General features: G+C 64.8%; 21 protein-coding genes and 1 pseudogene. 10 read left to right on the top strand and 12 right to left on the bottom strand.

What is annotated here, in order from left to right; translation table 11 throughout:
* Window positions 1–42 precede the first annotated feature (42 nt).
* The 6 genes from AC1D2E_RS08040 to AC1D2E_RS08015 form a co-directional block, all read right to left on the bottom strand.
* The gene (locus tag AC1D2E_RS08040) at window positions 43–1,467 is read right to left on the bottom strand and encodes a DUF1254 domain-containing protein (protein ID WP_478196906.1); all 1,425 of its coding nucleotides are present in this window, start codon (window positions 1,465–1,467) and stop codon (window positions 43–45) included.
* 41 nt (window positions 1,468–1,508) lie between these two features.
* On the bottom strand, window positions 1,509–1,916 hold the full coding sequence (locus AC1D2E_RS08035) for an SHOCT domain-containing protein (protein ID WP_478196905.1): 408 nt from the start codon (window positions 1,914–1,916) through the stop codon (window positions 1,509–1,511).
* A 25-nt stretch (window positions 1,917–1,941) separates the two neighbouring features.
* Entirely contained in the window at window positions 1,942–2,628 is a 687-nt protein-coding gene (locus AC1D2E_RS08030; RefSeq protein WP_478196904.1) for a DUF1579 family protein, read from the bottom strand.
* A 10-nt stretch (window positions 2,629–2,638) separates the two neighbouring features.
* Window positions 2,639–3,016 carry a response regulator transcription factor gene (locus AC1D2E_RS08025; protein ID WP_478196903.1) on the bottom strand — a complete coding sequence of 126 codons (378 nt, stop codon included), beginning with the start codon at window positions 3,014–3,016 and terminating at the stop codon, window positions 2,639–2,641.
* A 152-nt stretch (window positions 3,017–3,168) separates the two neighbouring features.
* Window positions 3,169–4,503 carry a DcaP family trimeric outer membrane transporter gene (locus tag AC1D2E_RS08020; protein ID WP_478196902.1) on the bottom strand — a complete coding sequence of 445 codons (1,335 nt, stop codon included), beginning with the start codon at window positions 4,501–4,503 and terminating at the stop codon, window positions 3,169–3,171.
* A gap of 59 nt (window positions 4,504–4,562) precedes the next feature.
* Window positions 4,563–7,112 carry a response regulator gene (locus tag AC1D2E_RS08015; protein ID WP_478196901.1) on the bottom strand — a complete coding sequence of 850 codons (2,550 nt, stop codon included), beginning with the start codon at window positions 7,110–7,112 and terminating at the stop codon, window positions 4,563–4,565.
* Window positions 7,113–7,420: 308 nt separating this feature from the next.
* Here AC1D2E_RS08015 and AC1D2E_RS08010 point away from each other — a divergent pair, with 308 nt between their 5' ends.
* Together AC1D2E_RS08010 and AC1D2E_RS08005 are read left to right on the top strand one after the other, a co-directional pair.
* Window positions 7,421–8,431, top strand: coding sequence for a phospholipase D-like domain-containing protein (locus AC1D2E_RS08010; RefSeq protein ID WP_478196900.1), 1,011 nt, complete (start codon window positions 7,421–7,423; stop codon window positions 8,429–8,431).
* 215 nt (window positions 8,432–8,646) lie between these two features.
* Window positions 8,647–9,303 (top strand): hypothetical protein, encoded by a 657-nt coding sequence (locus AC1D2E_RS08005; RefSeq protein WP_478196899.1) that lies wholly within the window; start codon window positions 8,647–8,649, stop codon window positions 9,301–9,303.
* Here the strand turns inward: AC1D2E_RS08005 and AC1D2E_RS08000 are convergent.
* The gene (locus tag AC1D2E_RS08000; protein ID WP_478196934.1) at window positions 9,247–9,555 is read right to left on the bottom strand and encodes a chorismate-binding protein; all 309 of its coding nucleotides are present in this window, start codon (window positions 9,553–9,555) and stop codon (window positions 9,247–9,249) included. The genes AC1D2E_RS08005 and AC1D2E_RS08000 overlap by 57 nt on opposite strands.
* Before the next feature lie 67 nt (window positions 9,556–9,622).
* Between AC1D2E_RS08000 and AC1D2E_RS07995 the strand changes: the two genes are divergently transcribed.
* Window positions 9,623–10,891, top strand: a complete 1,269-nt coding sequence (locus AC1D2E_RS07995; RefSeq protein WP_478196898.1) for a D-alanyl-D-alanine carboxypeptidase family protein — start codon at window positions 9,623–9,625, stop codon at window positions 10,889–10,891.
* Window positions 10,892–11,010: 119 nt separating this feature from the next.
* On the opposite strand, the gene AC1D2E_RS07990 is transcribed toward AC1D2E_RS07995, so the two are convergent.
* Window positions 11,011–12,039, bottom strand: a complete 1,029-nt coding sequence (locus AC1D2E_RS07990; RefSeq protein WP_478196897.1) for a GlxA family transcriptional regulator — start codon at window positions 12,037–12,039, stop codon at window positions 11,011–11,013.
* A 124-nt stretch (window positions 12,040–12,163) separates the two neighbouring features.
* Here AC1D2E_RS07990 and AC1D2E_RS07985 point away from each other — a divergent pair, with 124 nt between their 5' ends.
* The 3 genes and pseudogenes from AC1D2E_RS07985 (at window position 12,164) to AC1D2E_RS07975 (ending at window position 14,063) form a co-directional block, all read left to right on the top strand.
* Entirely contained in the window at window positions 12,164–12,805 is a 642-nt protein-coding gene (locus tag AC1D2E_RS07985; protein WP_478196896.1) for an HD domain-containing protein, read from the top strand.
* Between the two features lie 96 nt (window positions 12,806–12,901).
* Window positions 12,902–13,578, top strand: a pseudogene (locus tag AC1D2E_RS07980) (NmrA family NAD(P)-binding protein).
* Between the two features lie 35 nt (window positions 13,579–13,613).
* Window positions 13,614–14,063, top strand: a complete 450-nt coding sequence (locus tag AC1D2E_RS07975; RefSeq protein WP_478196895.1) for a MarR family winged helix-turn-helix transcriptional regulator — start codon at window positions 13,614–13,616, stop codon at window positions 14,061–14,063.
* A gap of 40 nt (window positions 14,064–14,103) precedes the next feature.
* Here the strand turns inward: AC1D2E_RS07975 and AC1D2E_RS07970 are convergent, their stop codons facing one another.
* Complete coding sequence (locus AC1D2E_RS07970) at window positions 14,104–15,126, bottom strand: zinc-dependent alcohol dehydrogenase family protein (RefSeq protein ID WP_478196894.1); 1,023 nt, start codon at window positions 15,124–15,126, stop codon at window positions 14,104–14,106.
* 134 nt (window positions 15,127–15,260) lie between these two features.
* Between AC1D2E_RS07970 and AC1D2E_RS07965 the strand changes: the two genes are divergently transcribed.
* Both AC1D2E_RS07965 and AC1D2E_RS07960 read left to right on the top strand, forming a co-directional pair.
* On the top strand, window positions 15,261–16,127 hold the full coding sequence (locus AC1D2E_RS07965) for a LysR family transcriptional regulator (RefSeq protein WP_478196893.1): 867 nt from the start codon (window positions 15,261–15,263) through the stop codon (window positions 16,125–16,127).
* A gap of 96 nt (window positions 16,128–16,223) precedes the next feature.
* Window positions 16,224–16,610, top strand: a complete 387-nt coding sequence (locus tag AC1D2E_RS07960; protein ID WP_478196933.1) for an FHA domain-containing protein — start codon at window positions 16,224–16,226, stop codon at window positions 16,608–16,610.
* Between the two features lie 22 nt (window positions 16,611–16,632).
* Here the strand turns inward: AC1D2E_RS07960 and AC1D2E_RS07955 are convergent, their stop codons facing one another.
* Window positions 16,633–16,785, bottom strand: coding sequence for a PIN domain-containing protein (locus AC1D2E_RS07955; RefSeq protein ID WP_478196932.1), 153 nt, complete (start codon window positions 16,783–16,785; stop codon window positions 16,633–16,635).
* A 129-nt stretch (window positions 16,786–16,914) separates the two neighbouring features.
* A complete protein-coding gene (locus tag AC1D2E_RS07950) occupies window positions 16,915–17,286 on the bottom strand; it encodes a hypothetical protein (RefSeq protein ID WP_478196892.1) in 372 nt (123 codons plus the stop codon).
* Between the two features lie 243 nt (window positions 17,287–17,529).
* Between AC1D2E_RS07950 and AC1D2E_RS07945 the strand changes: the two genes are divergently transcribed.
* Window positions 17,530–19,074: a cytochrome P450 gene (locus tag AC1D2E_RS07945; protein ID WP_478196891.1), complete on the top strand. Its 1,545-nt coding sequence runs from the start codon at window positions 17,530–17,532 to the stop codon at window positions 19,072–19,074.
* A gap of 26 nt (window positions 19,075–19,100) precedes the next feature.
* Window positions 19,101–22,040, top strand: a complete 2,940-nt coding sequence (locus AC1D2E_RS07940; protein ID WP_478196890.1) for a Dyp-type peroxidase — start codon at window positions 19,101–19,103, stop codon at window positions 22,038–22,040.
* Here AC1D2E_RS07940 and AC1D2E_RS07935 read toward each other — a convergent pair.
* Complete coding sequence (locus AC1D2E_RS07935; protein WP_478196889.1) at window positions 21,994–24,951, bottom strand: hypothetical protein; 2,958 nt, start codon at window positions 24,949–24,951, stop codon at window positions 21,994–21,996. The genes AC1D2E_RS07940 and AC1D2E_RS07935 overlap by 47 nt on opposite strands.
* Between the last annotated feature and the right edge of the window lie 88 nt (window positions 24,952–25,039).

The raw sequence follows: 25,039 nt of genomic DNA, 5'->3' as shown, positions 1-25,039 counted from the left end.
GCTCGAGCAGCTTCGGGCATGGGCTTGGTGGCTGTGCGTGCTCTAGCTTCCCTGCACCTGCTTCACCGGCGGCGGCGTCCACGTGCCGTCGAGGATCGACGGCGCATCCTTCCTCGGCGCGTAGATGCGCATCACCAATTGGAACTTGCCCTTGGGCGCTGGCAACCAGTTCGCCTCCTTGTCCTTGCCCGGCGACTCGGCCTGCAGGTACATGTCGACCGAACCGTCGGCGTTGGCGACAAGCTTGTCGCGTTGTGCCAGGTCGTAGCGCTGGATCGCGTTCGGCACGAAGAAGAAATCCGCGTCGTAGATCGTGAGCGACCAGAAGGCATCTGCGGGTGGCAGCTTGCCTTTCTCGAAGCGGACCACGTAGTTGTGCTTTGCGCCGTCATAGGCGTCGCCCTTGGCATCCTTCTGCGAGAGTGGATAGACGGCGTCCTGCGGGCGGTTCCAGCCCGGTCCGAGCAGGTTGGCCATGCCGCGCAGCCGGTAGTCGGTCCCGAAGTTTCCGACGCCCTTGGTGAAGTACAACCAGCCGTTGGTCGTCTTCTGCCTCTTCAGCATCAGCCCCATGTCCACCAGCGCGAGCTTGGGGACGATCCTGATCGCCTCGCGATCGAGCTTGCTGAGCTTGCCGGGGTCGAAGTCCTGACCGGGAACGAGGCCGATGCGGGCCATCTTCGCGACCATCGGCGCGTCCTGCGCCGTCGGCGGGTTGGTCTTCATCAGCTGGGCCAGGCGGCGGAAGTAGGCTTCGGCATCGAGCGCGTTGACCTGCTTGCGCACCGCGGCCTTCATGTCGAAGGCGGGGTCGACCATGCCTTGCGGCGGCGTGTACGGCTTGCCCCAGGCGGACAGCGGAAAGACAGCGAACTTGTCCTGCAGCGCATGCACGGCCGCGTAGTCCTCAGGCGTGCCGCTGGTGTAGATGCGCCCGAGGATCCACACCATGCCGGTCGGCGACTTCACCTGCGTCACGCCATCCGGCAGCGTGCCGCTCCAGCCCGGCCCGGTGATGGCATAGACCTGGGCCTTGCTGCCGGTGGTGGTGCTGGCTGCGACCTCGATGACTTCGGACCAGCCGCTCAGCATCGGCATCATGTAGTAGCGGTCGCCCATCTCCGGGATGCTGAAAACCCACGGCTCCTTTGACACATCGAGCCATGTTTCCGTGTACAACGTGTCGGCGTTGGGCGCGGCGCAGCAGTGGTTGTCCACTGCGGGATAGGAACGCATCCGGATCATCTGCCCCATCGGCGCATGCTCGGCATCCGCCTCGGCGACGTTGGTCTGCTGTTTGCGCGCCATGTCGAAGGTGACCAGCGGGTAGCCGTAGATGTAGGCCTCGGTGGCGATGCCGACCGCCTTCACCGGACGCGGCGATGAAGTCTCGGCGTGGGTCGCAATCGGCAAGGCGGCGATGATGCCGAGACCCAGGGCCGCAGCGGCGCACCGGAACGATTTCATGGCTTGCATCCGATTGGTAAGTGACCGCCGCCTCGGCGTCCTCAGTTCGTCAAGCCGCTGAGGATCTTCTGCTTCGCCGCCTCGTAGTCGCTCTGGCTGATGAGCTTCTGGGCGTAGAGCGATTGCAGCTCGGCGAGCTTTTGCTGCGGCGTCTTGGTGCTCGCTGCGGCGGCTGCCTGATTTGCCGCCGCAGCCGCCCGAGCCGCAGCGGCTTCCGAAGCGGCGGCGGCCGACTGCGCGGACGCTGCTGCCGCAGCGTCCCTGGAAGCATTGGCGCTCGCGGCCGCCCCGGCCTCGGCACCGACAACGATCTCGGTGCGCACGGCGGCGCGGCGCCAGACACCAAGAATGGCCCAGGCGGGGTCGACGCTCGCCATCAACGTCAGCAGGGCCAGCCCGCTCAGCACGGTGTTGCGAAGGACACGCTTCTGCACTTGGTAATGAGTCATGTTGGTACTCCAGTTCCGGTCCGAATCACTGCTTGGCTCTCGTGTAACGGAGTTCCATCATTTTGAACATTGCGGTGCCATTGCCTTGGCCCCAGAGCTCGGACATGTGGTCGCCGTTCTCGGCGATCGAAAGGCGCAGCTCCAGCGGCGTGGGCTTGCCGGTCACCGGATTGGCGACGACCGCCTTCATCGTTGCGGATCTGGTCGCTCCGTTGAAGCCGCCGCGGTACAGCGTCATCGCCGTACTCCCGCCGTCCATCCAGGCGATCTGGTACACCTTTCCGACGTTGTCGTAGGCGGTGTAGCCAATACCGTCGAAGGGTTCGCCCATCACGTTGGCCGACAACATCGACTGGATGTAGCGGTGGCCGAGGACCCAGACATTGACGCACGAGCCGTTCGATTCGATCGGCGCCTGATTCGGAGCCAGCCAGGTCCGGATCTTGACGTCGAACGTCCCGATCATGGGCTCGAGCCTTGCCTGGCCCGGGCCCGGCGTGATGGCGCTCTCCAGGGCCTTGGCCAACGCCGCATCGTTCGCCTTCACTCGCGTAGCGGTGTTGCCGGCGCTCTGGGCAAGTACGGGACCTGCGAGGCAAAGAGTTGCCACCAGCAGGCCAGTCAATCGATAGAGCTTCATTTGCATTCCTTCCACTTGGGTGGTTGACGTTTCTTCATGAGCCGTGACATTCGGGTTGTTGGGTTGTGTCACGAAGGCTGGCTCATGCGAATGCGCGGCCAAGCGCCTCGAGCAAGTCTTTATTGCTGAACGGCTTGTGGAGCACCGCGACGGGGGCAAGTTGGGCGAGTTGGTCTTCCAGCCCTTCGCGCTCGGACGCGGTCATGAAGACAGTGGGGCGGTCCCGGCCCGACGTGACCAGAGCCCGCTTGAACTCGATGCCTCCAACGCCCGGCATGTCGACGTCCAGCAACAGGCAGGCTCCACCCTCGATCGCGCCTGACGCCAGCACTGCCTCTACGCTGGCGAAAGACGCCACTTCGAAGCCGGCGCGTTGAATCGTCCGTACAAGTGCGCGCCGCAACGAGTCGTCGCTGTCAACCAGCAGGACGCGAAGCGAAGACTTCTTGTGGGGGTTCATGCAGACAACTATCCGCCGTTCCCATGCACCGCGTAATACGACCTTGGTATTACGGCCACGATCTTGTTCATCAGGCCCGCCACCACGACGTCCAGGACCTCTCGCTCACGGAGGACTTGAACTGCATGGGGTGGTCTCGTTGGCGCTGGCTGTCAGAAGGTGACCTTCGTCGAGAACTGCGGGCGGTAGTCGTCCGCTGCCAGCCCGGCCTTGTTCTCGAGCCGGCCCCAGATGAATTCGCTGCCGATCAGCACGTTCTGCTGCAGCGCGTAGAGCAGGTTGACCGATGAATAGCTGCCCTTCTGGAAGGCCGTGGTGAGCTGGCCGCCGGTGTTGTTCTGGCGGTGCTCGCTGTAGCCGATGGAGCTGCTCCACTTGTCGCTCCAGTAGTGGTTATAGAAGACCAGCCAGCCCACCGAGGTCACGGTCTCGGCCCGCAGGTTGGGGCCCGGCGCCAGGTCGACGCCGCCGTCGTTCATGTAGCTGGCGATCGCCTTGCCGCCGACCAGCTGCCAGCTGAGCCGGTCCTTGCCGAAGGCGTTGAGGGCGCCGCTGAGGTTCAGGCCGTAGCCGGTGCGCGTGCCCGAGGGGTCGCCGTCCGGGGCGGCCGGGTTCTGGAAGCCGACCTGGCGCACGATGGTGGCGGAGCGGACGTGACCCCAGTCGCGGTCGAGCCGGACCGACGCCACGGCATCCGGCGCGAGGTTCCAGCCCGTGATGTTGGCGCCGAGCGTGGGATCGATCTGGTTGATGCGACCGGTGTCGATCGTCGAGTTGGGGGCCTCCAGGGAGAACGCCATGCGCGGGCCGTCCTTGTCGTAGGGCGAGATCCGCAGCTGTGGGTTGCGCACGAAGACCATGCCGCTTGGCCCCGTGTGGTCGATGATGTTCGGGAACACATCGATGTCCATGAAGTTCGAGTAGGTCTGGCCGGCGCCGTACATGCCCAGCTCGGCCCAGACGTTGTGCCAGTGGATCTGGGTCGAGCCGTTGCTACCGAAGAGGTTGAAGCTCAGGTCGGTCTTGATCTCGCCGTACGAGGTGGGGATGAAGGACTTGAAGCCGAGGCCCGACTGCCGCACGCTGAGGATGGTGGCGCCATCCTTGCCGCAGCCCGGGGAGCCGGGGCAGATGATCGGGATCTGCGACGGCCGCATCGTGGCGTTCCAGTCGGGGTTCATGCGCTTGAAGTCGTAGATGGCGTCGAGCATCGCCTGGCCGTAGAGCTTGACCCGGGCCTTGTCCGCGTTGTCCTCGGCGCGCGTGCCCACCGACACCACCTGCGCCCAGGCGGCGAGGCCGGATGGCGCACCGGCCGCAGGTGGCCCCGCGGACGCGCTGGCGGGGGCAGCGGCAGGGGGCGCCATCTGCTCCAGGACCGTCACACGACTCTGAAGATCCTGAATCGTCCTTAACGCATGCTCCAGCTGGGCCTTGAGTTCCTCGTTGGTCTGCGCCTGTGCGGCACCGCTCAGCGCGAGGGCCACTGCGGCGGCGGCGACGACGGCCGTGGGCTGTTCGATGTCGTCTCTCCAGGTTGATCTTGCTATCTCGCAAGTTCGCTGACTGGTTCGGACGTTCGATTGGGCGCAGACACTTCATGCGAGGCGACGCGCTCTGCCATGCGCGTCAGATCGGCAATCGAGCGCGCGTGCATCTTCTTCATCATGCGTCCGCGATGAATCTTCACCGTGGGTTCGGCGATGCCCAGCCGATCGGCCACGATCTTGTTCATCAGGCCGGCCACCACGAGCTCCATGACTTCTCTCTCACGCAGCGTCAATGACGCGTGACGGACGAGGATCTCGGCATCCTGGGTGCGATTCTGGTCGCGATCATGGCTGCGCGCGAGCGCATCGGCAACGGCGGCCAGTAGTTCAAGCCTGGCGAACGGCTTGGGCAGGAAGGCCACGGCCCCGGCCTTCATCGCATGCACCGTCATCGGAATGTCGGCGTGTCCGCTGATGAAGACGATGGGCCACTCGAGCCCGGCGCGCGAGAGCGTGGCCTGCAGTTCCAGACCGCTCATGCCTGGCATGCGAACGTCGCTCACGACGCACGCGACACCTGCGCGCGGCCTGCGGTCGAGGAAGGCGTGCGCGTTCGCGAACGCTTGCACGTCGTAGCCCGCACCCTCCAATTGACGCTCGATCGCTCGTCGCATCGCCTCGTCGTCGTCGATGACGAAGACGGTGCCAGTCGCCCTCGCCGGCGGCTTCACCATCGGCAAGGGCGTGATCACCAGGGGTTGCGGCGAGGGCAGCTCGATGCGGAACGTCGAACCCTGTACCGGGTCGGACCGCACGCAAAGTGTTCCGCCATGACTGGCCACGATGGTCTGGCTGATCGAGAGGCCGAGACCCATGCCGCCTGGCTTGGTCGTGAAGAAGGGCTGGAAGAGCCGGGCCATCGTCGGCTCGTCGATCCCGGGGCCGCAGTCGGTCACTTCGACGCTGACGCCAGTCTCCGATGGCCGGGCGCACACCGCCACCTTGCGCGCACCGGGATCACGAGCCGACACGGCGTCGAAGGCATTCAGCAGCAAATTGAGAAGCACCTGTTGCAATTGCACCCGATCGCCCACGATGCTCAGGGGCGCGGCCGGAATGTCAAGCGTGACCTCGATGCCCCTGTCCACCGCTTCGGCCTTGGTGAAGGTCAGCGCTTCAGCAAGCAGCGCGCCTGGATCGAGCTCGATTCGCTCTGCCTCGCCATGGCGCAGAAAGCGTCGCAACCTCTGGATCACTTCGCCGGCGCGTCGACTGTCAGCGACGATGTCGGCTACGGTCGCGCGCAACTCGTCGAGGTGAGGCACCCTGGGCTTGAGCAAGTCCAACGCCGTCTCCGCATTGGCCCGGCTCGCCGCGAGCGGCTGCGTGAGCTCGTGCACCAGCGATGCCGCGAACACACCCATCGATCCGACGCGCGCTGCATGGGCTGCCTGCGCCTGCGCCTCCTGTTCGTGCCGCTCCGCTGACTGGCGTGCCAGAAAACTGGCAAATGCTTCCCCGAGCAGTTGGGCCCGCGGCGCAATGACCTGCGGCCAGGCGGGGTCTTCGCGGACCGTGGCGATCGAGAGGGCCCCCGCGACTTTGCCCGACACCAACAGCGGCACGACCATGGCGGCGCCGATGCCCCAGGCTTGCAGTGCGTCGAGGTCTGCGGCGGCCTCTGGAGGAAGTTCGGCATGTCGGTTGAAGCGCACCACCGAACCACGTTCAAGTTGCGCCGTGATCCAGGGCAGGCTTCGCGAACGAGGTGGTTCTGGCAGCTGGAGCAGCCCATTGACCAACCCACGGTGCGTCTTGCTGAACGTGGCGTTGCCCTCGACGCGCTGCCAGAGCGTGGCACGATCGGCGCCGAACGCCTGTGCCACAGAGCGCAATCCGGCCTCGAGGACGTTGTCCTGCTCGGCGCGCGGCGCCGCAAGAAGTCTGGTCAGGATGTCGGACGCGATGCGCTCGAATCCGATGGCGGCGTCGAGCTCTTCTAGCGCTCGCTTGTGTGCAAGGGCACTGCCGAAGATGGTCGTCATCACCTCCATACGCTCAACCAGATCAGGCGGCCAGGCGCGCTCCACTCGCTCGCAATCGAGGGCGATGCAGCCCTCGATCGCATTCCCGACTTTCAACGGCATCGCCAGGCACGCCTTCACGCCGTACTTCTCCCACGTTGCCTTGTCGGTGGACGATTCCTTCGGCAGTTCGTCGAGGCTGCCGAAAGCGATGGTTCGGCCCGCCATGAGACGCGGGAGCGCCCAAGGGAAGACTTTCGCAAGTTTGCCAGGAGAGCCCTCGAGCCGACCGGGCGATGCGCCCGAATGAGTGACGCGGGGGGCGCCATGGCCGTCTGCAAAGCGGATCAATGACGTACGGTCGACGTCAAGCACCTCGGAGATGCGCCGCAACGACTCGGTGATCGCGCCGTCGACCTGGTCGGCGGGCAGATTGACGAACCAAGCCGACAAGTCTGCCAGCAGGCGATCGAACGCCACGCTCGTCTGCGCGAATGCGGCTGCGGAACATCCTTCGTCCCCACCGAGCCATTGGCAGCCTTGTTGGGAGACTCCGCGGCGATTGACCCGGCGATTGACCATGTCATTGTTCCTTCGCTCTGCTGCGGCGCTCCGCGGAGCGCGACAACCCAAGAAGAGCATTGCGGGATTGCAGGGAACAGAGCGCGCGCCGTGACGGACCGCCCGCGCGACTGCAACTCCATGGCAGCAAGGATTCCGTGCGCCACGGTATCGCTGTTCGGTGTGGACCCTGTTGATCTGCATCAATCGCGACGTGCATGGCTGTCTTGGTCCTTCCTGGATTTTTTTGACCTGTGTCAATGCGGCGGGTGCAAGCGCGAAGGAAGCTTCGTCACCCACGTTCCTCCACCAAACCGGGGCCGCGATCCATGACACATCAACTGATCGTCCTGCCGGACGACACCGCCGCACCCATACTCGATGCGATCAACCAGGCGAAGGTCTCGTTGAACATCCGGATGTTCCTGTTCACCGACGAGACCCTGCTCGCGGCGGTCATCGCCGCAAAGCAACGCGGCGTGAAGGTTCGCGTGATGCTCAACCCCGCGCGCCGCAGTGGCGAGAGCGAGAACGAGGCATCGCGCAAGACACTGACCGACGCCGGCGTCGAGGTCCGCGACAGCAACCCGAAGTTCGAGTTGACGCACCAGAAGTCGATGGTGGTGGATGGCCGGGTCGGACTCGTCGAGTCGTTGAACTGGGAGCCGAAGGACCTGACCCAGACGCGCGACTACGCGGTGATCACCACCCATGAACTCGAGACGCGGGAGATGGTCGCTTGCTTCGATGCCGACTGGGCTCACGAGGAATTCACGCCGCACCCCGAGTCACAGCTGATCTGGTGTCCGGACAACGGCCGCCAGCGGATCGCCGCGTTCATCGATTCGGCGAAGCATTCGCTCTGGGTGCAGAACGAGCGCTACCAGGACCAGGTGATCATCGAACGGCTGGTGCGCGCAGTCACGCGCGGCGTCAAGGTACACATCTTGACGAAGCCGCCGCATACGCTGAAGGTCGAGAAACTGGTTGAAGGCGTCGGCGGCCTGCGCATATTGCAGGACGTCGGCGCCAAGGTGCACACGATCAAGCACCTGAAATTGCACGCGAAGATGATGCTCGCCGACGGCGAGCGCGCCATCGTGGGGTCGATCAACCTCGCGCCCGGCAGCCTCGACAGCCGGCGCGAACTGGCGATCGAGACCGACCATGCCGGTACGGTGCAGCGCCTGAAGGCAACGGCGCAGCGCGATTGGGAGGCGTCGCACCCGGTCGACCTGAGCGACGCGGGCCTGCTCGCCGATCTCAAGAAGCGCGAACTCGATCCAGGCGATCTGGTCCTTGACGGCAGCGCGGACAAGGGCGGGAAGCACAAAGGCTAGGACCGGCGCCAGGATCTGACGGGGACGCAAGCGCGGTTCTCGAACGCGCGCCAGTAGCGACTATCCAACGCCCTTAAGTGGCGAGAGGAGCGATCATGCCCCGGAGAATGAGCCGCGGACGCTGAAGCCAAGCGCCTCATGCGCTTCGCTCAATTTGGAAGGAGGCGCAAATGACAGGAGGAAGAGCCATCTGGATGCGACAGCGGAAGTACGCCGTGCTGCTGGCGCTCCTGCTCGTCGCGCTGGCGATTGAAACGTTCAGTGCTCGGGGCGCCGAACGAATCCTTTCCGACATCTTCGCTACGGTGTTGTCCGTCGCGACCTGGTTCGTCGTGTTCGAGCGCCCGCGCGAGCGGACCGCAATGGCCGCGGTCCTTGTCGCGGCCATCGCAATCGGTTGGGGGCGTCGCTTCGCTGCGGGGAGCCTCGATCACGCAATATCGATCGCGGACCAGACGGTGCAGTTATTGCTCCTCTGGAGCGCGGTTTACGTGATCCTGCGCGACCTGTTCCGCACACAAGCAGTTGGCGCCGAGAGCGTGCTCGGCGCGGTCTGCGGCTACCTCATCGCTGGTGAAGCGTGGGGGCGCATCAATGCGATCACGTACCTGCTGGTGCCGACGGCCTACAGCATCAATCCGGAGATCACCACGCTTCTCCCCGATTGGCATGGCCGGGTGACACTGTTCACGTATTACGCCTTCGCTCAGGTATTGACGATGGGTTACTCGGACGTAACGCCGATACGGCCGCCCGCGACGACGTGGAGCCTGTTCGCCGCGTTGTTCGGCGTGTTCTATACGGCCGTTGTAGTGTCACAGTTCGTCGCTCTGGCGCAAAGTGGAAAGGGCCAGCCGCCGGACGGCAATTAACGCCTTCGTTCTGGTGAGTTGATCGGGGCCCAAAGCAGTCTTATCCCCCAACCAGTTTCGCCTCAATGTGCAGGAAATGCCATTGCGGCGACCATCAGCGCGATGCCGCGCTGGTTGATGCCGAGCTTGGGCATCGCCCGCGCACACGATGGTGCGGATCACGATGTTGAGCATGGCGGCGCCGTTCAGCGAGAGGTGGCCGATGGAGCCGGAGTAGGTGCCTCGCGCCGTGGGTTCGAGCCGATCGAGGATCGAAATCCCTTCTCGCCTCGTTTCGATCCCCTATGCACGATCGATAATCGACACACGATCCGCGACAATGCTCGTTTTGCCCCTGACCATCGTGAAAACCAAGCATCTTTCCACCCTCTCCGTCGTCTTCGCAATCGCCGCGGGGGCCCTTGGACCGTACTCGGCGTCCTACGCGGCCGCAAACCATGCCGCCAAGCCCGCAGCCCACAAGAAACCCGCGGCTGCCGCGCCTGCCTCGGTGCCAGTCGCAGCGCAGGCCGCTGTTGCCGGCGGCCTGCCGGTGCTGCCCGCCAAGGCATGGCTGCTGATGGACTTCGACTCCGGCGAGGTGCTCGCCTCGGCCAACCCCGACGAACCGCTGCCGCCGGCGTCGCTGACCAAGATGATGACCAGCTTCCTGGTCGAACAGGCACTTCGATCGGGCAAGCTCAAGAAGGACGACCTTGTTTCGGTCAGTCAGAACGCCTGGTGCCGAGGCTCGAGCACCGAGTCATGCATGTACCTGCCGCTCAACAGCCAGGCCACGGTGATCGACATCCTGCGCGGCATCATCATCCAGTCGGGCAACGACGCCTCCAAGGCGATCGCCGAGCATATGGCCGGCTCCGAAGAGGGCTTCGCCAAGCTCATGAATGCCGAAGCCCAGCGCCTCGGGATGACGCACACGCATTTCGTGAACGCGACGGGCCTGCCCGACCCCGAGCACAAGGCCTCCGCGCGCGACCTCGCGATCCTGGCGCGTGCGATCATCCGCGACAGCGCCGACTTCTACCCGATCTACGCGGAGCGCGAGTTCAAGTACAACAACATCAAGCAGGGAAACCGCAATGCCCTGCTCTACACCGATCCCACGGTGGACGGACTGAAGACCGGCCACACCCAGGATGCGGGCTACTGCCTCGTCACTTCGTCCAAGCGCAACGGGATGCGCCTCATCACGGTGATTCTCAACACCAACAGCGCACAGGCGCGTGCCGACGAGACGCGCACGCTGCTCGGGTGGGGCTTCAGCAACTTCGAGAAGGCCACCCCCATTCAGCCGAACACGGTCGTGACGAAGGCCAAGGTCAGCTTCGGCAAGGTCGACACTGTCGACGCGGCTCTGGGGTCGCCCTGGACGGTGACGGTGCCGCGCGGCCAGCAAGTGAGCACCAATGTGCAGATCAAGCCGGACCTGCAGGCGCCGGTGGCCAAGGGTGCGGTGATCGGCAAGGTGATCGCGGAATCCAACGGCAAGCCGGTGGGAGAAACCCCGCTGGTCGCGCAGGCTGATGTGGAGCGCTCGGGCCTGTTGCTGCGTTCGTGGCAGCACGTGACCAAGTTGTTTGGCAAGTGAACGACCGCCTGCGCGGTGCGTCGTGATCTCGTGTGCCGCGGGCGGCCAGCTTGAAGAAGAAGCCTGGAAGGTCTTCCACGGCGCCGCCTGAGCGACCCCTCTAAGTGACTTCGAATCCGTCAGACCCCGGAGGCGGCCATCGCGAACCGTTGTGCGTACTCTTTGGGTGTCACTCCAAGGCGCCGGACAAACGCCCTCCTCAAGACGTCCACGCTCTGATAGCCATATCGGCGCGCAATCGATTCCAGTGACCGCCCTCCAAGCTCCAGCGCTTGGCAAACTGCTTCGAGCCGCACCTCTTCAACGTACTTCGCAGGCGTGGTCCTCATCTCACGTTGGAACATCCGCACCAACGTTCTGACACTGGTGCTTGCGACCTCAGCAAGCATCTCGACCGTTATCTCCTTGCCCAGGTGTTCGTTCACCCAAAGACGCAGGCCATCGAGGTCAGGGCTCAGCCCTTTCTGGGCCTGGAGTGAGACGCTGAACTGAGCTTGTCCTCCCGGTCGTCGAAGAAACAAGACCAAGCCCTTTGCGAGCTCCAACGCAACAGAGTTGCCCAGGTCTTCACCAACCAGTGCGAGGGCGAGGTCGATTCCAGCCGAGATTCCCGCGGACGTATAGAGGTTTCCGTCCTTCACCCAAATCGGATTCGGGTCGACCTGGACTGCAGGGTAGCGCTCGGCAAGCTGATTTGCCATGGCCCAATGGGTTGTCGCTCGGCGGCCATCGAGCAGCCCGGCCTCTGCCAACGCAAACGCGCCAACACATATCGAGCAAACCCGCCTGATGGTTTTGGCTCGGACTCGTAGCCAATCGATAGCAGTGCGGTCAAAGTGCTCCAGCGAGCCCGTGCCAGTGGCCACGATGAGCGTGTCGATAGGCCTTTTTGCGCGGCGCTCGTCGGCCAAGCTCCGGTGCCCCCTGAGACCGATACCCGTCTCGCTTTCCAGGTACACGTCTGTGCCCGCACTCACCAGCTCGAGCGCGTAGGGCGCGGTTTCTCCTGTGTGCAGCTTGTTGGCCAAGGCAAACACCTCTGCCGGCCCTATGACATCCAGAGCGTCCACCGGTGGCAGGCCCAGGATGACCACCCGCTTTTGAGCGGGCCCGATAGGGGGGCTTCCAAGCTTCGTTCGCTTGTTCATCAGGCCTCCGGCGGCGAAAAACCAAGACTTCATTCTGGCACAAATCGTCTGAAAAATGTCTTTTGCGCCACCCCTGCGGTTTTTAGACTTGAGCCCAAGTCAACCAAATCCGAGGCATTTCAAAATGAGCTCACTTGTCACTGTCAGAGGAATCACAACTCCGGACACACAGCTTGCTCGCAAGGCCGTCTCGCTGGTCCATCGAGTGCACTCCGAGACGATGAAGAACCACTTGCACCGGACCTGGTGCTTCTCTGAGTTCCTTGGCAGAAAGCGTGGCCTGAAGTACGACCGAGAAGCCGTCTACCTCGCCTCCCTTCTTCACGACCTGGGGCTCACCGACGAGTACGCAGCGGACAGCCGATTCGAGGTCGACGGCGCGGATGCCGCCAGCCGATTCTTGATTGCAGAGGGCTACCCGGAGGCAAAGGCCCAGCTGGTCTGGGATGCCATCGCCCTGCACGCCAGTGCCGGCATCGCCGACCGTAGAGAGCCGGAAGTTGCCCTGGTGCACATGGGCGCGCACGTGGATGTCATGGGCCTTCGGATAGACGAAATCACCCCCGGGCTCATCGACGACACGCTTGCCCTGTACCCACGCCTCGGCTTCAAGGCAGCGTTTCAAGAGGCTCTCGCAGCGGTCGCGCGCAAGAAGCCGCATACCACGGTCGGCACCGGCCTGGCAGACATCGGGCGCCGTCATGTTCATGGCTTAGAGGTCCCCAACGTTTGCGACTTGCTCGACCACGCTCCGTTCGAGAGCTGAACCGCAAACAGGAAAAGTGGCCTTGTGCCTCCACTGAACGGGCACAGCTTTGTCGATTACGAGCATATGCCCGTAGCGGCTGAAAGGAACCAAATCATGACTCAAGCAGACATCCTCGTGAGTGGCGCAACGGGCCGTACAGGCGGCGCAGCGATAGACACATTGTTGAAGATGGACAGGCGTGTGCGGGCCTATGTGCGTGCCGATGGCGACGCTGCCCAGGCCCTGCGAGAGAGGGGCGTCGAGATTGCCGTGGGCGACTTCACTGACCTCGATGCCATTCGCTCCGCGATGGAAGGGATTCGTTCCGCCTATTTCCTGCATCCCATCAGCCCGGGCATCGTCCACGCAAGCGCATTCTTTGCGCAGGCCGCGAAGGAGGCGGGTGTCGCGGCCATCGTCAACATGTCGCAGATTTCGGCTCGGCGGGACTCGAAGAGCCATGCCGCGCAGGACCACTGGGTTGCAGAACGTGTTTTCGACTGGTCAGGCGTGGCGACGACCCACCTGCGTCCCACCTTCTTTGCCGACTGGCTCGTCTATCCCTTGGCGCGAAGATCAAATATGCCCCGCTCTCCATCGAAGCGTTTCGGCATGAGATGCAGCACACCTACAAGTTCAACCCTTTCCTCGTCCAACACCTGGTCGAGGTGGCCCAGGACTATCAGAACGGAGTGTTCGCGGGGACAAACGATGCCGTCGAGCAGGTGACGGGTGAGCCGGCGCTATCCGTTGCGGACTTCATCGCGAAGAACCGGGACGCGTTTGTCTAAAGGGCTGAGTCCAGCTCGGAATCCAGGAGCTTGGCATGCCCATGGTCGATGCGCCCACACGGGTCGAGGATTGCAGCTGCTTTGCCATCAAGAGGGCCGCCCGGCAGGCGGCAAGGCTGTACGACGCGCATCTGCAGCCGACCGGTCTACGGATATCGCAGTTTCTGATTCTGGCTTTGCTCGACGAGGTCAAGAGTGCGCCCATGAACACGCTTGCTGAGCGCCTCGACACCGAACGGACGGCCATGGGAAAGATGGCCTCCGTTCTGGAGCGAGATGGCCTGGTTCGGATTGGCCCCGCACCCACTGATGGCCGCATGCGCCTCGTGGAGCTCACGCAGGCGGGGGAACGACTCCTTCGCCAAGCCTTTCCACTCTGGCTGCAGGCGCAACGCCGGATGGAAGCATTGAATGGAACGCAGAGAGTGGTCGCGCTCAGGATGGAGTTGGCTGGACTGGATATGCGCAACACATCCGCTGCGTGAGCAATCAGGGGGGCGCCGTCCTCAGGCCACGGCGTCCAGTTCAAACGGCGGGCTGCACGTCCACCACGACCTTGCCGCGCGCCTTGCCGCTTGCAACCGCCTCATGGGCCAGGGTGGCTTGCTCGAGACCGTAGACCGTCGGGTCGACCACGGGCCGGAGCTTGCCTTGGTCCGCCAGGGCTGCGGCTTCACGCAGGATGTGGCCGTGGTTCTCACGCCCTTCGCCGGTCAGCATGGGCAAAAGAGTGAACACGCCGGAGTAAGTCGCTGCGCGGAACGAGAGCGGCGCCAGGCTGTGCGTGCCCCAGCCCAGGATGCTGACGACATGGCCGCCGTAGCGCCGAGCGGCGGTGAACGAGGCGTCGAGCGTGGCGCCGCCCACGGTGTCGTAGACCACATCGAAGCCCTTGCCATCGGTATGACGCTCGACGTACTGCGCCACGGTCATCGCCTGGTAGTCGATGGGCGTCGCGCCATGGCCCTGGATCATCTCGAATTGCGCGGCCGTGCCGGTGGCGTAGACCTCGGCGCCGCGAGCCTTTGCCAGCTGCACGGCGATATGGCCGACACCGCCGGCGCCGCCGTGAATGAGCACCTTCTGGCCGGGGCCGACCCGCGCCCGGTCGACCAGGCCTTCCCAGGCGGTGATGACGGCCAGCGGCAGCGCGGCGGCTTCCCGCAGCGTCAGGCTGGCAGGCTTGGGCGCGATCAGCCGTGCGTCCACGGCCGCGTACTCGGCCAGGGTTCCCTGCAGGCCACCAATGCCGCCAGCCATGCCGAACACTTCCTGGCCGACGGTGAAGCCGTCCACCCCCTGGCCGACGGCGACGACGATGCCGGCCAGGTCGATGCCCAGCACGGCAGGCAATGCCTGGCCGGCATGTGCCGCTGTGCCGGCGCGGACCTTGGTGTCCAGCGGGTTCACGCCGCTGTGGGTGATCTTGACCAGCACCTGGCCGCGGCCCACTTCGGGTCGGGCGAGCTGGCGAAGTTGAAAGGGCTCTCCCGCGGCGGGGGCGATGAGCGCGTTCATGTTCGTGGATGAGGGCAGTGCGACAGACATTGGGGAACTCCGGTTTGCGTGGATGAAGGATCCAATGGTCGGGGCAACAAAGATGAATGACAATCCACATGTTTGCATCTTCTGCATGCAAAAATGTTTGGCATGGAATGGCGCCTTGAAGCGGGAGCGTTCAGATGGAATGGAGTGATCTCAGGCTGTTCCTCGCGATAGCGAGAGCAGGGTCTCTGGGCGCCGCCGCGAGGCAAGTGGGGCTTACGCAACCCACCATGGGGCGTCGCTTGAAGGCACTCGAGGCCGATGTCGGTCAGGCCCTTTTCCTGCGCAGCAGTGCCGGCTTTGTCCTGACGGAGGAAGGAAGCGCCGTGCTGGCCCACGCGGAGCGCATGGAGGAGGAAGCCCTGGCGTTGCGCCGGAAGCTTGACGGCAAGGGGCAGTTGCTCGAGGGGCTCTTGCGAATCTCCTCGTCCGACTGGTTCGGCACCCATGTCCTGGCGCCGGTGGTGGCCAGGTTCTCGCTGAAGCACGCCGGCGTCAGCATCGAGCTGATCACCGATGCGAGGCTCTACGACCTCTCCCGCGGTGAAGCGGACCTGGTGTTCCGGATCCAGCCTTTTCACGAGCCCGAGATCGTGCAACGCCGGCTCATGCAGCTCGAATACGGCCTCTACGCGGCCCAGGGAAGCTCTCGGCCCGACGCGGCGAGCGACGGGCGCGGCTTCGCACTGATTACCTTGGACTCTGCCTATCGAGAGTTCCCGGACGCGCAGTGGCTTCGCCAGAGGCTGCCGCGCGCCCGGATCGCATTGGGCAGCAACAACCGCAGCGTTCAGGCGCGTCTGTGTGCCGAAGGGGCGGGGCTCGCGGTGTTGCCACGCCTGCTCGGCGATTCCTATCCAGGTCTGGAACGGGTTGACCTCGGAGAGTCGGCCCCGGCGCGAACCGTGTGGATGGGCTATCACCGCAACCTCCGTCGACAGGCGCGGCTGAAAGCCCTGCGCGAGGCGGTGATGGGGGAATTGGGGGACCCGAACGGCGGGTGAGATGACTGCCTTGGCGCGTGGGCGTCAGCTCGAGGTCAGGATGAGGCCGCACTCGATGTAACAATAACGTGTTACTAATTGCAGCTGCGGGGACGCATGCCGAAACTTATCTTGATGAAGGGTCCTGCCATGACCAAGCAGATTTCCTTGCTCGCGAAGGAAACCACCATTGGCCGAGCTTCAACCAGCGACGTCGTGCTCGACTCGATGCTGGTGAGCCGGCGCCACGCTGTCGTGACCCTCGACGGCCCGTTCGCGACCATCAGCGATCTGGGCAGCCGCAACGGCGTCTTCGTCAACGGCATCCGGGTGCGGTCTCAGGTCCTGGTCGGCGGCGACGAGGTGTCGATCGGCACGTTCAAGATCCGTTTCCTCTCGGGCGACCATGACATGTCGGGGGTCGACGCGCTGCGTCTCATGACGACCCCGGAACTGCTGGCGGATCTGGACCGCACCCGCGACACGACTCACGCCCGGGTTTGACCCGGTCGGGTGCACCGCGCTGTCAACGCGCCTGCCCGATCCAGTTCTCAACCGCCAGACCCTCCACGCGGCGGAACGCACGTTCGTTGTGGGTGACCAGCACCCAGCCTTCGGCACGGGCGTGGGCCGCGATCCAGAGATCGTTGTTGCCGATGGGCGTCCCTGCGCGCTCCAGAACGCTGCGAATCTCGCCGTAGCAGACATCGGCCCGGTGTGCGACGCGTGGATCGTGTTCGGCACCAGGCCGGTCGACGAGGGCCGGACCAGCCCGGCTTCGGGCTTGTACGGGGTGGTTGGGCGCTAGCTAACGCACCGTCGACATTACCGTCGCCCGGCACCTCGGCTGCTCCTGCGGGGGCAGGAAGTTGCAGTTGTCCAGCGCGCGCTGCTGCATGTCGCTCAACCTCGGCGGGTTGCGCCGCGGCGGAGGCGGCTGGTGCCAGTGGTGCGGCGGTGGCTGGTGCCACTGCTGGTTGGGTGGCCTGCGCATCCAGCGTTGACCGTGGCCGCGCTGCCAACCCCTGTCCCACATGCAGCGATCGAAATTGACACGACCTCGACTGCAGAATTGGAGATCGCGATCGAACTGGGGGCTGTTGTGCCACTGGGCCATCGCGGGCTCGGTGCCGATCAGCGCCGCGGCCGCCACGAACAGTGCCGAGATCTGCTTTTTCATGGGCGAATTGTCGTCGCCTTCGATCCCTTTTGTCCTGAACTTGACGCGCTCACCCGAGCGCCGATGCGCTGAGATCCATGCGATACCCATAGACTCGCGCGTCGATCAGTTCACCGTACTTCTGCGCTGGCACTTCCAGGTGGGCCACGACGCGCTGGGCGGCCGCCTCGCTGGTGCATTCGATGATGACGTAGCAGTCTTCACCGAGGGCGGTTCAATCCCCAAGCGTGGGGAGGATGAGGGTTGACCGCGCCGGGGCTGGGCATCACCATTGCCATTGGCGGCCCCCGGCTGGAAACCGCGTCCTGGTTCTTGCCGGTGCAGAACACGACTGAACCGTTCGCCGGAGGGACCATGCAAGAGTTGCTGGAACGGCAGGAGCATCGGACCTGCACATCCTCGTCCGCCGTGGCTCGCGACCTCAGCCTTGATCAGCGTCTGGTTCAATCCAGTCGACGCGCGAATCGCCAGGTCTTCGATGCCAGGACGCTGCGCCTGCATGGCATCAAGGCATGGTTCGCGGGTATCGCCGCCAATCCGCCGCCATGGGTCTTCGCCTTCCTGCGAACGGTCTTCCCGTCGCTGAGGCTCCCCGGCTGGCGCTACGTCGGCAGCTTTCCGGTGCCCAAGCTGGAGTTGTGGGTGCTTCTCACGCGTGATGAAGACGTCCGCGAGGTTCTGGGCCGCGATGACATCTTTACGGTTCCGTGGGGGAAGGATGTGCGGCTGCTCAACGACGGCGGTGAGCCTGGAACACCCTTCATCCTGGGGCTCGATACGCGAGACCCCGACGAAGAGAAGTTGTATTGGCATGGCCTCAAGCAGGTGATGCAGGCCTTCCGGCGTGATGACGTGGCGAACGTGGTGCGCCCCATGGCTGCGCAACGCGCATCGCAGATCGTTCAGTGCGCTGGCCATGGCCCTTTCGACGTCATCCAGGGGCTGTTCGTCGAAGTCTTCATCGATACCTGCGAGCGGTATTTCGGGGTTCCTGTCCCTCAGGGTTCACATGCGAAATTCTTCCAATGGACGGTGGCCGTGAGCGGCCTGCTGTTCGGGCCGCCCTACGAGCGGGACCACGCGTGGCAGACGGCCGACGCTGGCGCCGACCGTGTCGCGGAACTGGTGGACATCGCGATCRCAGGAGCCATCGAGCAGGTCAACAACGGAACGTCCGAAGACGTCGTGCTCCACAGGCTCGCAAGACGGCATGTCGATGACCCCGAGGCGATGGACTGGCTGACGATGCGCGCGATCATGGTCGGCATGATCATGGGGTCGGTGCCGACGAATGCGGTGTCCGCCGGGCACATTCTGGAAATCCTGTTTTCGCGCCCCGAGGCCATGGAGGCCGCACGCGCGGCTGCCCACGGCGGCGACGATGCCCAGCTGTCGCGCTGCCTCTTCGAGGCGATGCGCTTCAAGCCGCTGAACCCAGGTCCGTGGCGCCGCTGCCAGAAGGACTACGTCGTGGCGCGCGGCACGCCTCGCCAGACACGAATCCGCGCGGGCACCGTGGTTCTGGCAAGCACGCAATCGGCCATGCTTGATCCGCGCAATGTCGACCGGCCGGGTCGCTTCGACGGCACACGCGATCCCGCCGGCTCCCTGCTGTTTGGGTACGGCCTGCACTGGTGCGTCGGGAAGGCGATCGCCGACGCCCAGATCACACAGGCATTCAAGGCCCTCTTGCGGCAGGAAGGGCGCCTGAGTCGAGCCCCCGGGGCGGCCGGCYGGACGAAGTTGCTCGGCCTCTTTCCCGAACAGCTGTTCGTACAGTTCAGCTAGATCCTCTTCGTGCGGGAGCAAAGGCCATGGATCAAGGGTTTGTGACAGTCTTGATGCCGTTCGACGCTGCTCGGGCCGGAGCCGTCGAGGCAGAGATCGATCGGCGACTCGGCAATCCGATGCACGACGCCGTTGCCCGGCCGCTGGATGCGCACGCCGTGGTGCATTTCATGAGTCTTCTTGTTGTTCCCGCGGAGCCTGGTGGACCTGCGAACCTGTTGCTCGAGGCTTCGGTGGATGGCACGGCCGAGGCCGGTATCGACGCCATTGCCGAAGACCTCGAGGTGCCGCTCGGTGCGGTGCTGCAGGCAGCCGGTATCCAGGGCCCCGGCTCACTTCGAGACAAGCTCCTGGGGCACAGGCTCGTCCTCGGTCAGGCGTGGTGGGAAACACTGGGGCTGCCGTTCGCGGGCACCCCGGGCGCGCCATGCAAGCGGATCCGCCAAGAGGCTGAACTCGCGCGTCGACTGCAAGCCATCCTTCAGGATCTGCCGGACGATCTTCCTCCGTTCGAAAGGTTGCAGGCTGCCCGCGATGTGCTCTGGCTGGATGGAAGCTTCAAGTGGGCATTCGCGCCTGAGGCGGCCCCATGCCTGAAGGCCGCGCCGGACAGCGGGCTGACGCCGTTGGTGCGCGGATTCTTCGGGGACGCCATTCCGGTTCGCTCGTTCGACGCGTTGGCGGCGATGCGCACCACCGCGTGCATTGCATTGGAGTTCTTGGCAACGATCGGATGGCCGTTGCTGCTCGTGTTCTTGCTTCTTGTCTTTGGGGCGGCGCAGTTTGTCTCCGTGGTCGACGCGTTTCTGCTTGTGGGTGCGCTGTTCCTTGTGTTGTCGATCCTGGTGCTGTTGAGGCTGCGGCGTCTCGAAACCAGGAACACGCCCGTGGACGAGGAGCCGGCGTCAGGTGCTGTTCAATCCGTGATGCAGCACGAAGGCCATGCGGCTCAGAACCTGCTCTTCTCGGTGTCCAGGCTTCAACCGGGACTTCTGCGCCGCTTCACCTTGCGCCTTTCTTTTTTCTCAGTGGGTCTGGTGAAGTACTTTTGCCGCCCCGGATTTCTGGGTGCGAACCGGGTGATCCATTTTGCGCGTTGGCTGGTGGTGCCGGGCACGAATCAGATGTTGTTCCTCTCCAACTACGACGGTAGCTGGCAGGGCTACGTGGGCGATTTCGTCATCAATACCGCAGGGGCAAAGGGCGTGACCTCCATCTGGAGCAACTGTCTGGGTTTTCCCCGCACCCGAAATCTCTCCGGCGACGGCGCCGCAGACCGCGATCGCCTGGTGCGCTGGGCGAGGCGGCAGCAGCGCCCCGTGCATGGCTGGTACACGGCCTATCCCGGCATCACCACGGATCGCGTCCGCACCAACGCCGCGATTCGCCAGGGACTGGCCAACGCGACGAGCGCGCAGGATGCCCGCGACTGGCTCGCCTGCTTCGGATCGGCGCAGGAGCCCAACGCTTCGCTGGCGTTTCATGACATTCCGGCCCTTGCGTTCGGATCCTTGCCGAGGCTGCGGTATGCGTGCCTTCTCGCCTACTCGTTCACCGAATCGCCGGACGATGTTCGCTCGTGGCTCCGTCGGATCGAGCCCATGGCGAGCTATGGCGAAGATCCCGGGCGCGACCGAGCGGTGGCGCTGGCCCTTTCGGCGAGCGGAGTCCTCAGGACCGGCGTGCCGAAGGCCGAGGACATGGCCACGTTCCCGGTCGCTTTCCAGCAAGGCATGGACGACATCGAACGCGCCCGAGCCAACGGCGACGTTGGGGCGCAAGCGCCGCAGCGCTGGCTCTGGGGTGGCGGCCAAGAGCGCATCGATGCCATCGTCATGTTGCACGCCTGCGCGCCTGCAATCCTGGCTGAACTGCTCGATCGGATTCGATCGGCGTCGCAGGCGAGCGGACAGACCGAAGTCTTGTGCCGGCAATTGGAGGACATGCCGGAAAAAGGACCGTCGCGCGAGGCCTTCGGCTTTGTCGATGGAATCTCGCAACCCGCATTGAGCGGCACTCGGCGCGCGAAGGGGCTGCGCTCGAATGACGTCGTGGCACCCGGCGAGTTCGTCCTCGGCTATCCGGATCAGCGAGGCGAACTTCCCGCTTCGCCAACCCTGCGCGCATCGTGCGACCCCCATCATCTTCTCGACGATGCGGGCCTTCCGGCAGATCGACAGCGTCCGAACTTCGACGGCGGCCCCAACGTCACTTGTCGCGATCTGGGGCGCAATGGCACCTACCTGGTCGTGCGTGAGCTGGATCAGCACGTCGAGTCCTTCCATCGTTGGCTGGCCGCAGCCTCCACCGGGATCCGTGGCCCCGACGTACCGGCGCCAGGGAGGCGACGCGTCGAATGGCTGGCTGCCAAGTTGGTGGGGCGCTGGCGCGACGGCAGTTCTCTGGTTCGTCATCCGGACGAGCCGGCGACCGGATGGGGCGGCATGGCGCGGGGCGATAGCAGCAACACTTTTTCCTATGCGCGGGAAGATGCGTCCGGAGCGCGCTGCCCGCTTGGAGCCCACATCCGGCGCGCCAATCCGCGCGACGCGCTCGCGCCAGGGTCGGCGGAGGGTTTCGCCGCCGTGCAGACGCACCGGCTGCTGCGCGTCGGGCGCTCCTATCGCAATGACGACGGCACCCGAGGATTGATGTTCATGTGCATCAACGCGAGCATCGAGCGGCAGTTCGAGTTTGTCCAACAGCGATGGCTTCTCAATTCTTCCTTCAGCGGCCTGGAGGATGAGACGGACGCGCTACTCGGATGCAAAGACGAAGGTCGGAATTTCAGCATCCCGGGTTGTCCGGGTCGTCAGGCCGCGGGCCTGTCGAACTTCGTCACGATGCGCGGTGGGGGCTACTTCTTCCTGCCCGGACGTGCGGCGCTTCGGGCGCTGGCCATTGGAACAATCGAGCGGTCTACGGCGCCCCAGGCGCGCCCAGCTTCGCATCGACCTGAAGGCTGATCCCGTTCATTGCGCTGCGAGACAGCACCCATCCGGACGGATAGAGGCCGTCCGCCACCAGATCGAAGCGGTGAGCGGGCCGGTCGAGCACCCAATTCGCAAACGGTCCGCACGGCGATGTCGACGGCCGAGGGCGAATTCCGAGGCGATCCCAGAGCTGGCTGGCCTCGGCAGCGAGTTGCGCATCGGCGGCGTGCATGTGCGCCTCCCGCGTTTCAAGGAGCGTCATTGGCGAGGACAGCAGCGCCGGCACGAGCCGAAGCGGCGCTCGCTCGCGTGGCCGGGCGGGATCACGGTGCGCCGAGTCATTGCACGTCCCGTCGGGATCGAGCGCCGCTTCCTTCTCGAATCGATCTTCGTTGCGGATGGCGATGACGACTGGACGAAGCCGTGCGCGCAGCCGCTCCAGGCGTTGCGCTGCCTCGGTGTCGCCTTTGGGCGTGAGCGCCTCGCACTGGCCAAAGAGACAGTGGTTGACCATGCGCAAGACGTCGGAGCTGGTCGAGGTGGCGCTGTCGTCGAAATAGCCGCCATCCTGCAGGTGCGCTCGAAGCGCATGTGGCCGGCCCTTTTCGCCGGGGGTATCGGCGCATTGTTTTCCGTAGAGCGCGCCCACCGGGTTTGTGTAGGGAAAGCGGGAGCTGTTGTGTGCGGCGGTGCTCAGCCGAACGTCCGATCCGAGCATGCCCAACACGTCGCAAGCCCCTGGGAAAACCCGCCAGTCAATGGACAGGTCGCTCTGGATCCATCTTTCGCCGGTTTCCACGCGCGTGACGGCGAAGAGGACATGGGGTCGACGCGCCCCGGTGCCCGATGCGGCGAGGCCGGTCGCCATGAATGGAACAGCCCCTTCAATGCTTCCCTCGAACCAGTAGGATCGGCCCAGCAAGCCGCAACCGGGGCTGTCGCAGAACAGTGACGTCGGCAAGGCGCCGGCAAGCGCATCCTCGAACAGAAGTCCACCCAGCAGCTGCGTCCACAAGTCGGCCCCGCCCATGCGGTCCACGCATTTCCGAAGTCGCGAGGCATCACCGCCGGCCTCGCGATCGCACGCGCGGAAGGTGGCGACGCCGAGGGCGCCGCCCGAGACTGCGGAAATGGCGAAGGTGCGGCGATCGAAGTCAGGATCGATGCCTTTCAGCCGTGCCAGGACTGACGCGGTCCAGTACGCAGACCTGATGCCACCGCCTTCGGCCGAGATGATGTAGACGGGGAGGGCGTTCTCGGCGGCTTGGGGTTCCTGCTTTGCCAGCGCTCCGAGCCATTGTGCAACCGCCGCTTCCAGATCGGGGCGCTGCGGCAGCCCGAGCGGATGCGGCGGCCTGTCGTGCAGCTTGAGGATCGCGAGGATCGCAAGCGCCACCGGCACGCCGATCGCCAACCAGCCTTTCGATGGGACATCGCGACGGTAGAGCCAACAGGCCAAGACCACGCAGGGCAGCCCGAGGGCCACCGACCAGAGGAACCTGGCGAGATCCGCCGGCTCCGAGGCCTGGTCCGTGCGGATGCTGTGGACCTCGCTCCATCCGAAGACGGCAAACAGGGCGTAAGCGCCGAGGGCTGCGATCAGATACGGAACAGCGTTGCGGCGCGACAGATAGGCGACCCAGCCGAAGATCCCGGCCCATGCCGCCAATCCGCTCGTGATGACCGCCAGCGCGAGCGGCGGCGTCCAGGTCTCGAGGCTGGTGAGCCGCACGAGCATGAAGAGCAGCGGTGGCGCCCAAGCGACCCAGAAAGGACGCAGCCCCATGTCGGCCCGCGCATCGCTGGCGCTCTCCTTCGCCTCGTAGTAGCCGACGGCGTTCTCGTGGCTTCTCAGCGTGACAACCGCGAGGAAAAGCAAAGCGAGCATGCCGATCCCCACAAGCAGGCCGGCGAGCCATGGCGCCCCCGGGGATCCGTGCGGCTGATCGCGCAGGCTCCAGGCGATCACCAGGCTGACGGCCCCGAAGGGTGCAAGGCCCAGGAGCCGGGCCCACCATTTGGCGAACGCAATCGATGCGGCGCTCGGCGTGCTCTCTCGGCCCGGCGTGGCGAGGCGCAAAAGGAGGCGGGGCCATAGCCACGAGGCGTAGGCGAGAAGCCACACCGAAGCGGCCGTCAACAGGAGTCCAGCGAGCATCTCCGGGTGCACGCCGGGATCTGTCGGGTCGGGGACCTGGCGTACCAGGCCGTCGCGGGTCTGATCCATGAGGAGAACGAGCGCGCCGTAGGCGAGCAGCACGGCAACCGCGTACTTGGTCCGCCACAGGATGTCGGCGATGTCGGCGCGCATGCGCGATCGCGCGTTGGCAGCTTGCAGCGCGTTGGGCGTATCGAGCGCGAAATACCAATGAGCAAACCACAGCGACGTGTACAGGGCGGCGGCCGCCCACAGCCCGAACTTCGCCAGTTGTGCGAAATGTGCGGCAGGCGCGAACCATGGCGTGTCGGTGTGCGAGATCGCGAGCAGGGTGAGCAGATTGGCCACCAGTGTGAAGGCGGCGCCAGCGAAGACCAGCGCACAGAACCACAAGAGCGTGGGAAGCGCGCCGGGCCCGGAGGCGGTGCCTCTGTCCCGCGCGAGCAGTTGGCGCAGCCGCACGCCGAAGGCGAGCAGCGCGAGCGTCAGGGCCGGTGCCAGCACGAGCGTCTCGAGGATCAGGAAGAGGCGCGCGCGGTGCGCGAGACCACCCGCCTTCCAGAAATCCAGGAACACTTTGCGCTGCTCGGCATCTGGCGCCAGTTCGAAGCCGTAGACCGACCCGATACCGCGAGRCGTTGGGTCGACGGCGCTCATGGCCACCAGCGCTGTGATCGCAATCGCCGTTGAGATTCCCAGGATGCGGCCGATCGCGCGGGCGTTGAGTGTCTGCCTGGCGAGCCCGTTCGCCAGCGCGCACAAGACGGACAGTGGTGAGCTCACCATGGAAGGACCTCCTCACGTATCGCCACGGCCACGCTACCAGCGACCGGCCAACAGTCAACCGCAATGTTGATGAGGATCGCGGCGGTAC

It is taken from the genome of Variovorax sp. P1_H2, assembly GCF_056405295.1.
This window is presented reverse-complemented; position numbering and strand designations above follow the sequence as displayed.

What these genes read in the sequence shown, in the direction of transcription:
- AC1D2E_RS07975 (WP_478196895.1), top strand. Translation starts at nt 13,614, where the DNA reads ATGCCCATGGTCGATGCGCCCACACGGGTCGAGGATTGCAGCTGCTTT.
- AC1D2E_RS07970 (WP_478196894.1), bottom strand. Translation starts at nt 15,126, where the DNA reads ATGTCTGTCGCACTGCCCTCATCCACGAACATGAACGCGCTCATCGCC.
- AC1D2E_RS08040 (WP_478196906.1), bottom strand. Translation starts at nt 1,467, where the DNA reads ATGAAATCGTTCCGGTGCGCCGCTGCGGCCCTGGGTCTCGGCATCATC.
- AC1D2E_RS08025 (WP_478196903.1), bottom strand. Translation starts at nt 3,016, where the DNA reads ATGAACCCCCACAAGAAGTCTTCGCTTCGCGTCCTGCTGGTTGACAGC.
- AC1D2E_RS08035 (WP_478196905.1), bottom strand. Translation starts at nt 1,916, where the DNA reads ATGACTCATTACCAAGTGCAGAAGCGTGTCCTTCGCAACACCGTGCTG.
- AC1D2E_RS07995 (WP_478196898.1), top strand. Translation starts at nt 9,623, where the DNA reads ATGCTCGTTTTGCCCCTGACCATCGTGAAAACCAAGCATCTTTCCACC.
- AC1D2E_RS07960 (WP_478196933.1), top strand. Translation starts at nt 16,224, where the DNA reads ATGCCGAAACTTATCTTGATGAAGGGTCCTGCCATGACCAAGCAGATT.
- AC1D2E_RS08015 (WP_478196901.1), bottom strand. Translation starts at nt 7,112, where the DNA reads ATGGTCAATCGCCGGGTCAATCGCCGCGGAGTCTCCCAACAAGGCTGC.
- AC1D2E_RS07985 (WP_478196896.1), top strand. Translation starts at nt 12,164, where the DNA reads ATGAGCTCACTTGTCACTGTCAGAGGAATCACAACTCCGGACACACAG.
- AC1D2E_RS07990 (WP_478196897.1), bottom strand. Translation starts at nt 12,039, where the DNA reads ATGAACAAGCGAACGAAGCTTGGAAGCCCCCCTATCGGGCCCGCTCAA.
- AC1D2E_RS07950 (WP_478196892.1), bottom strand. Translation starts at nt 17,286, where the DNA reads ATGAAAAAGCAGATCTCGGCACTGTTCGTGGCGGCCGCGGCGCTGATC.
- AC1D2E_RS07940 (WP_478196890.1), top strand. Translation starts at nt 19,101, where the DNA reads ATGGATCAAGGGTTTGTGACAGTCTTGATGCCGTTCGACGCTGCTCGG.
- AC1D2E_RS08010 (WP_478196900.1), top strand. Translation starts at nt 7,421, where the DNA reads ATGACACATCAACTGATCGTCCTGCCGGACGACACCGCCGCACCCATA.
- AC1D2E_RS07965 (WP_478196893.1), top strand. Translation starts at nt 15,261, where the DNA reads ATGGAATGGAGTGATCTCAGGCTGTTCCTCGCGATAGCGAGAGCAGGG.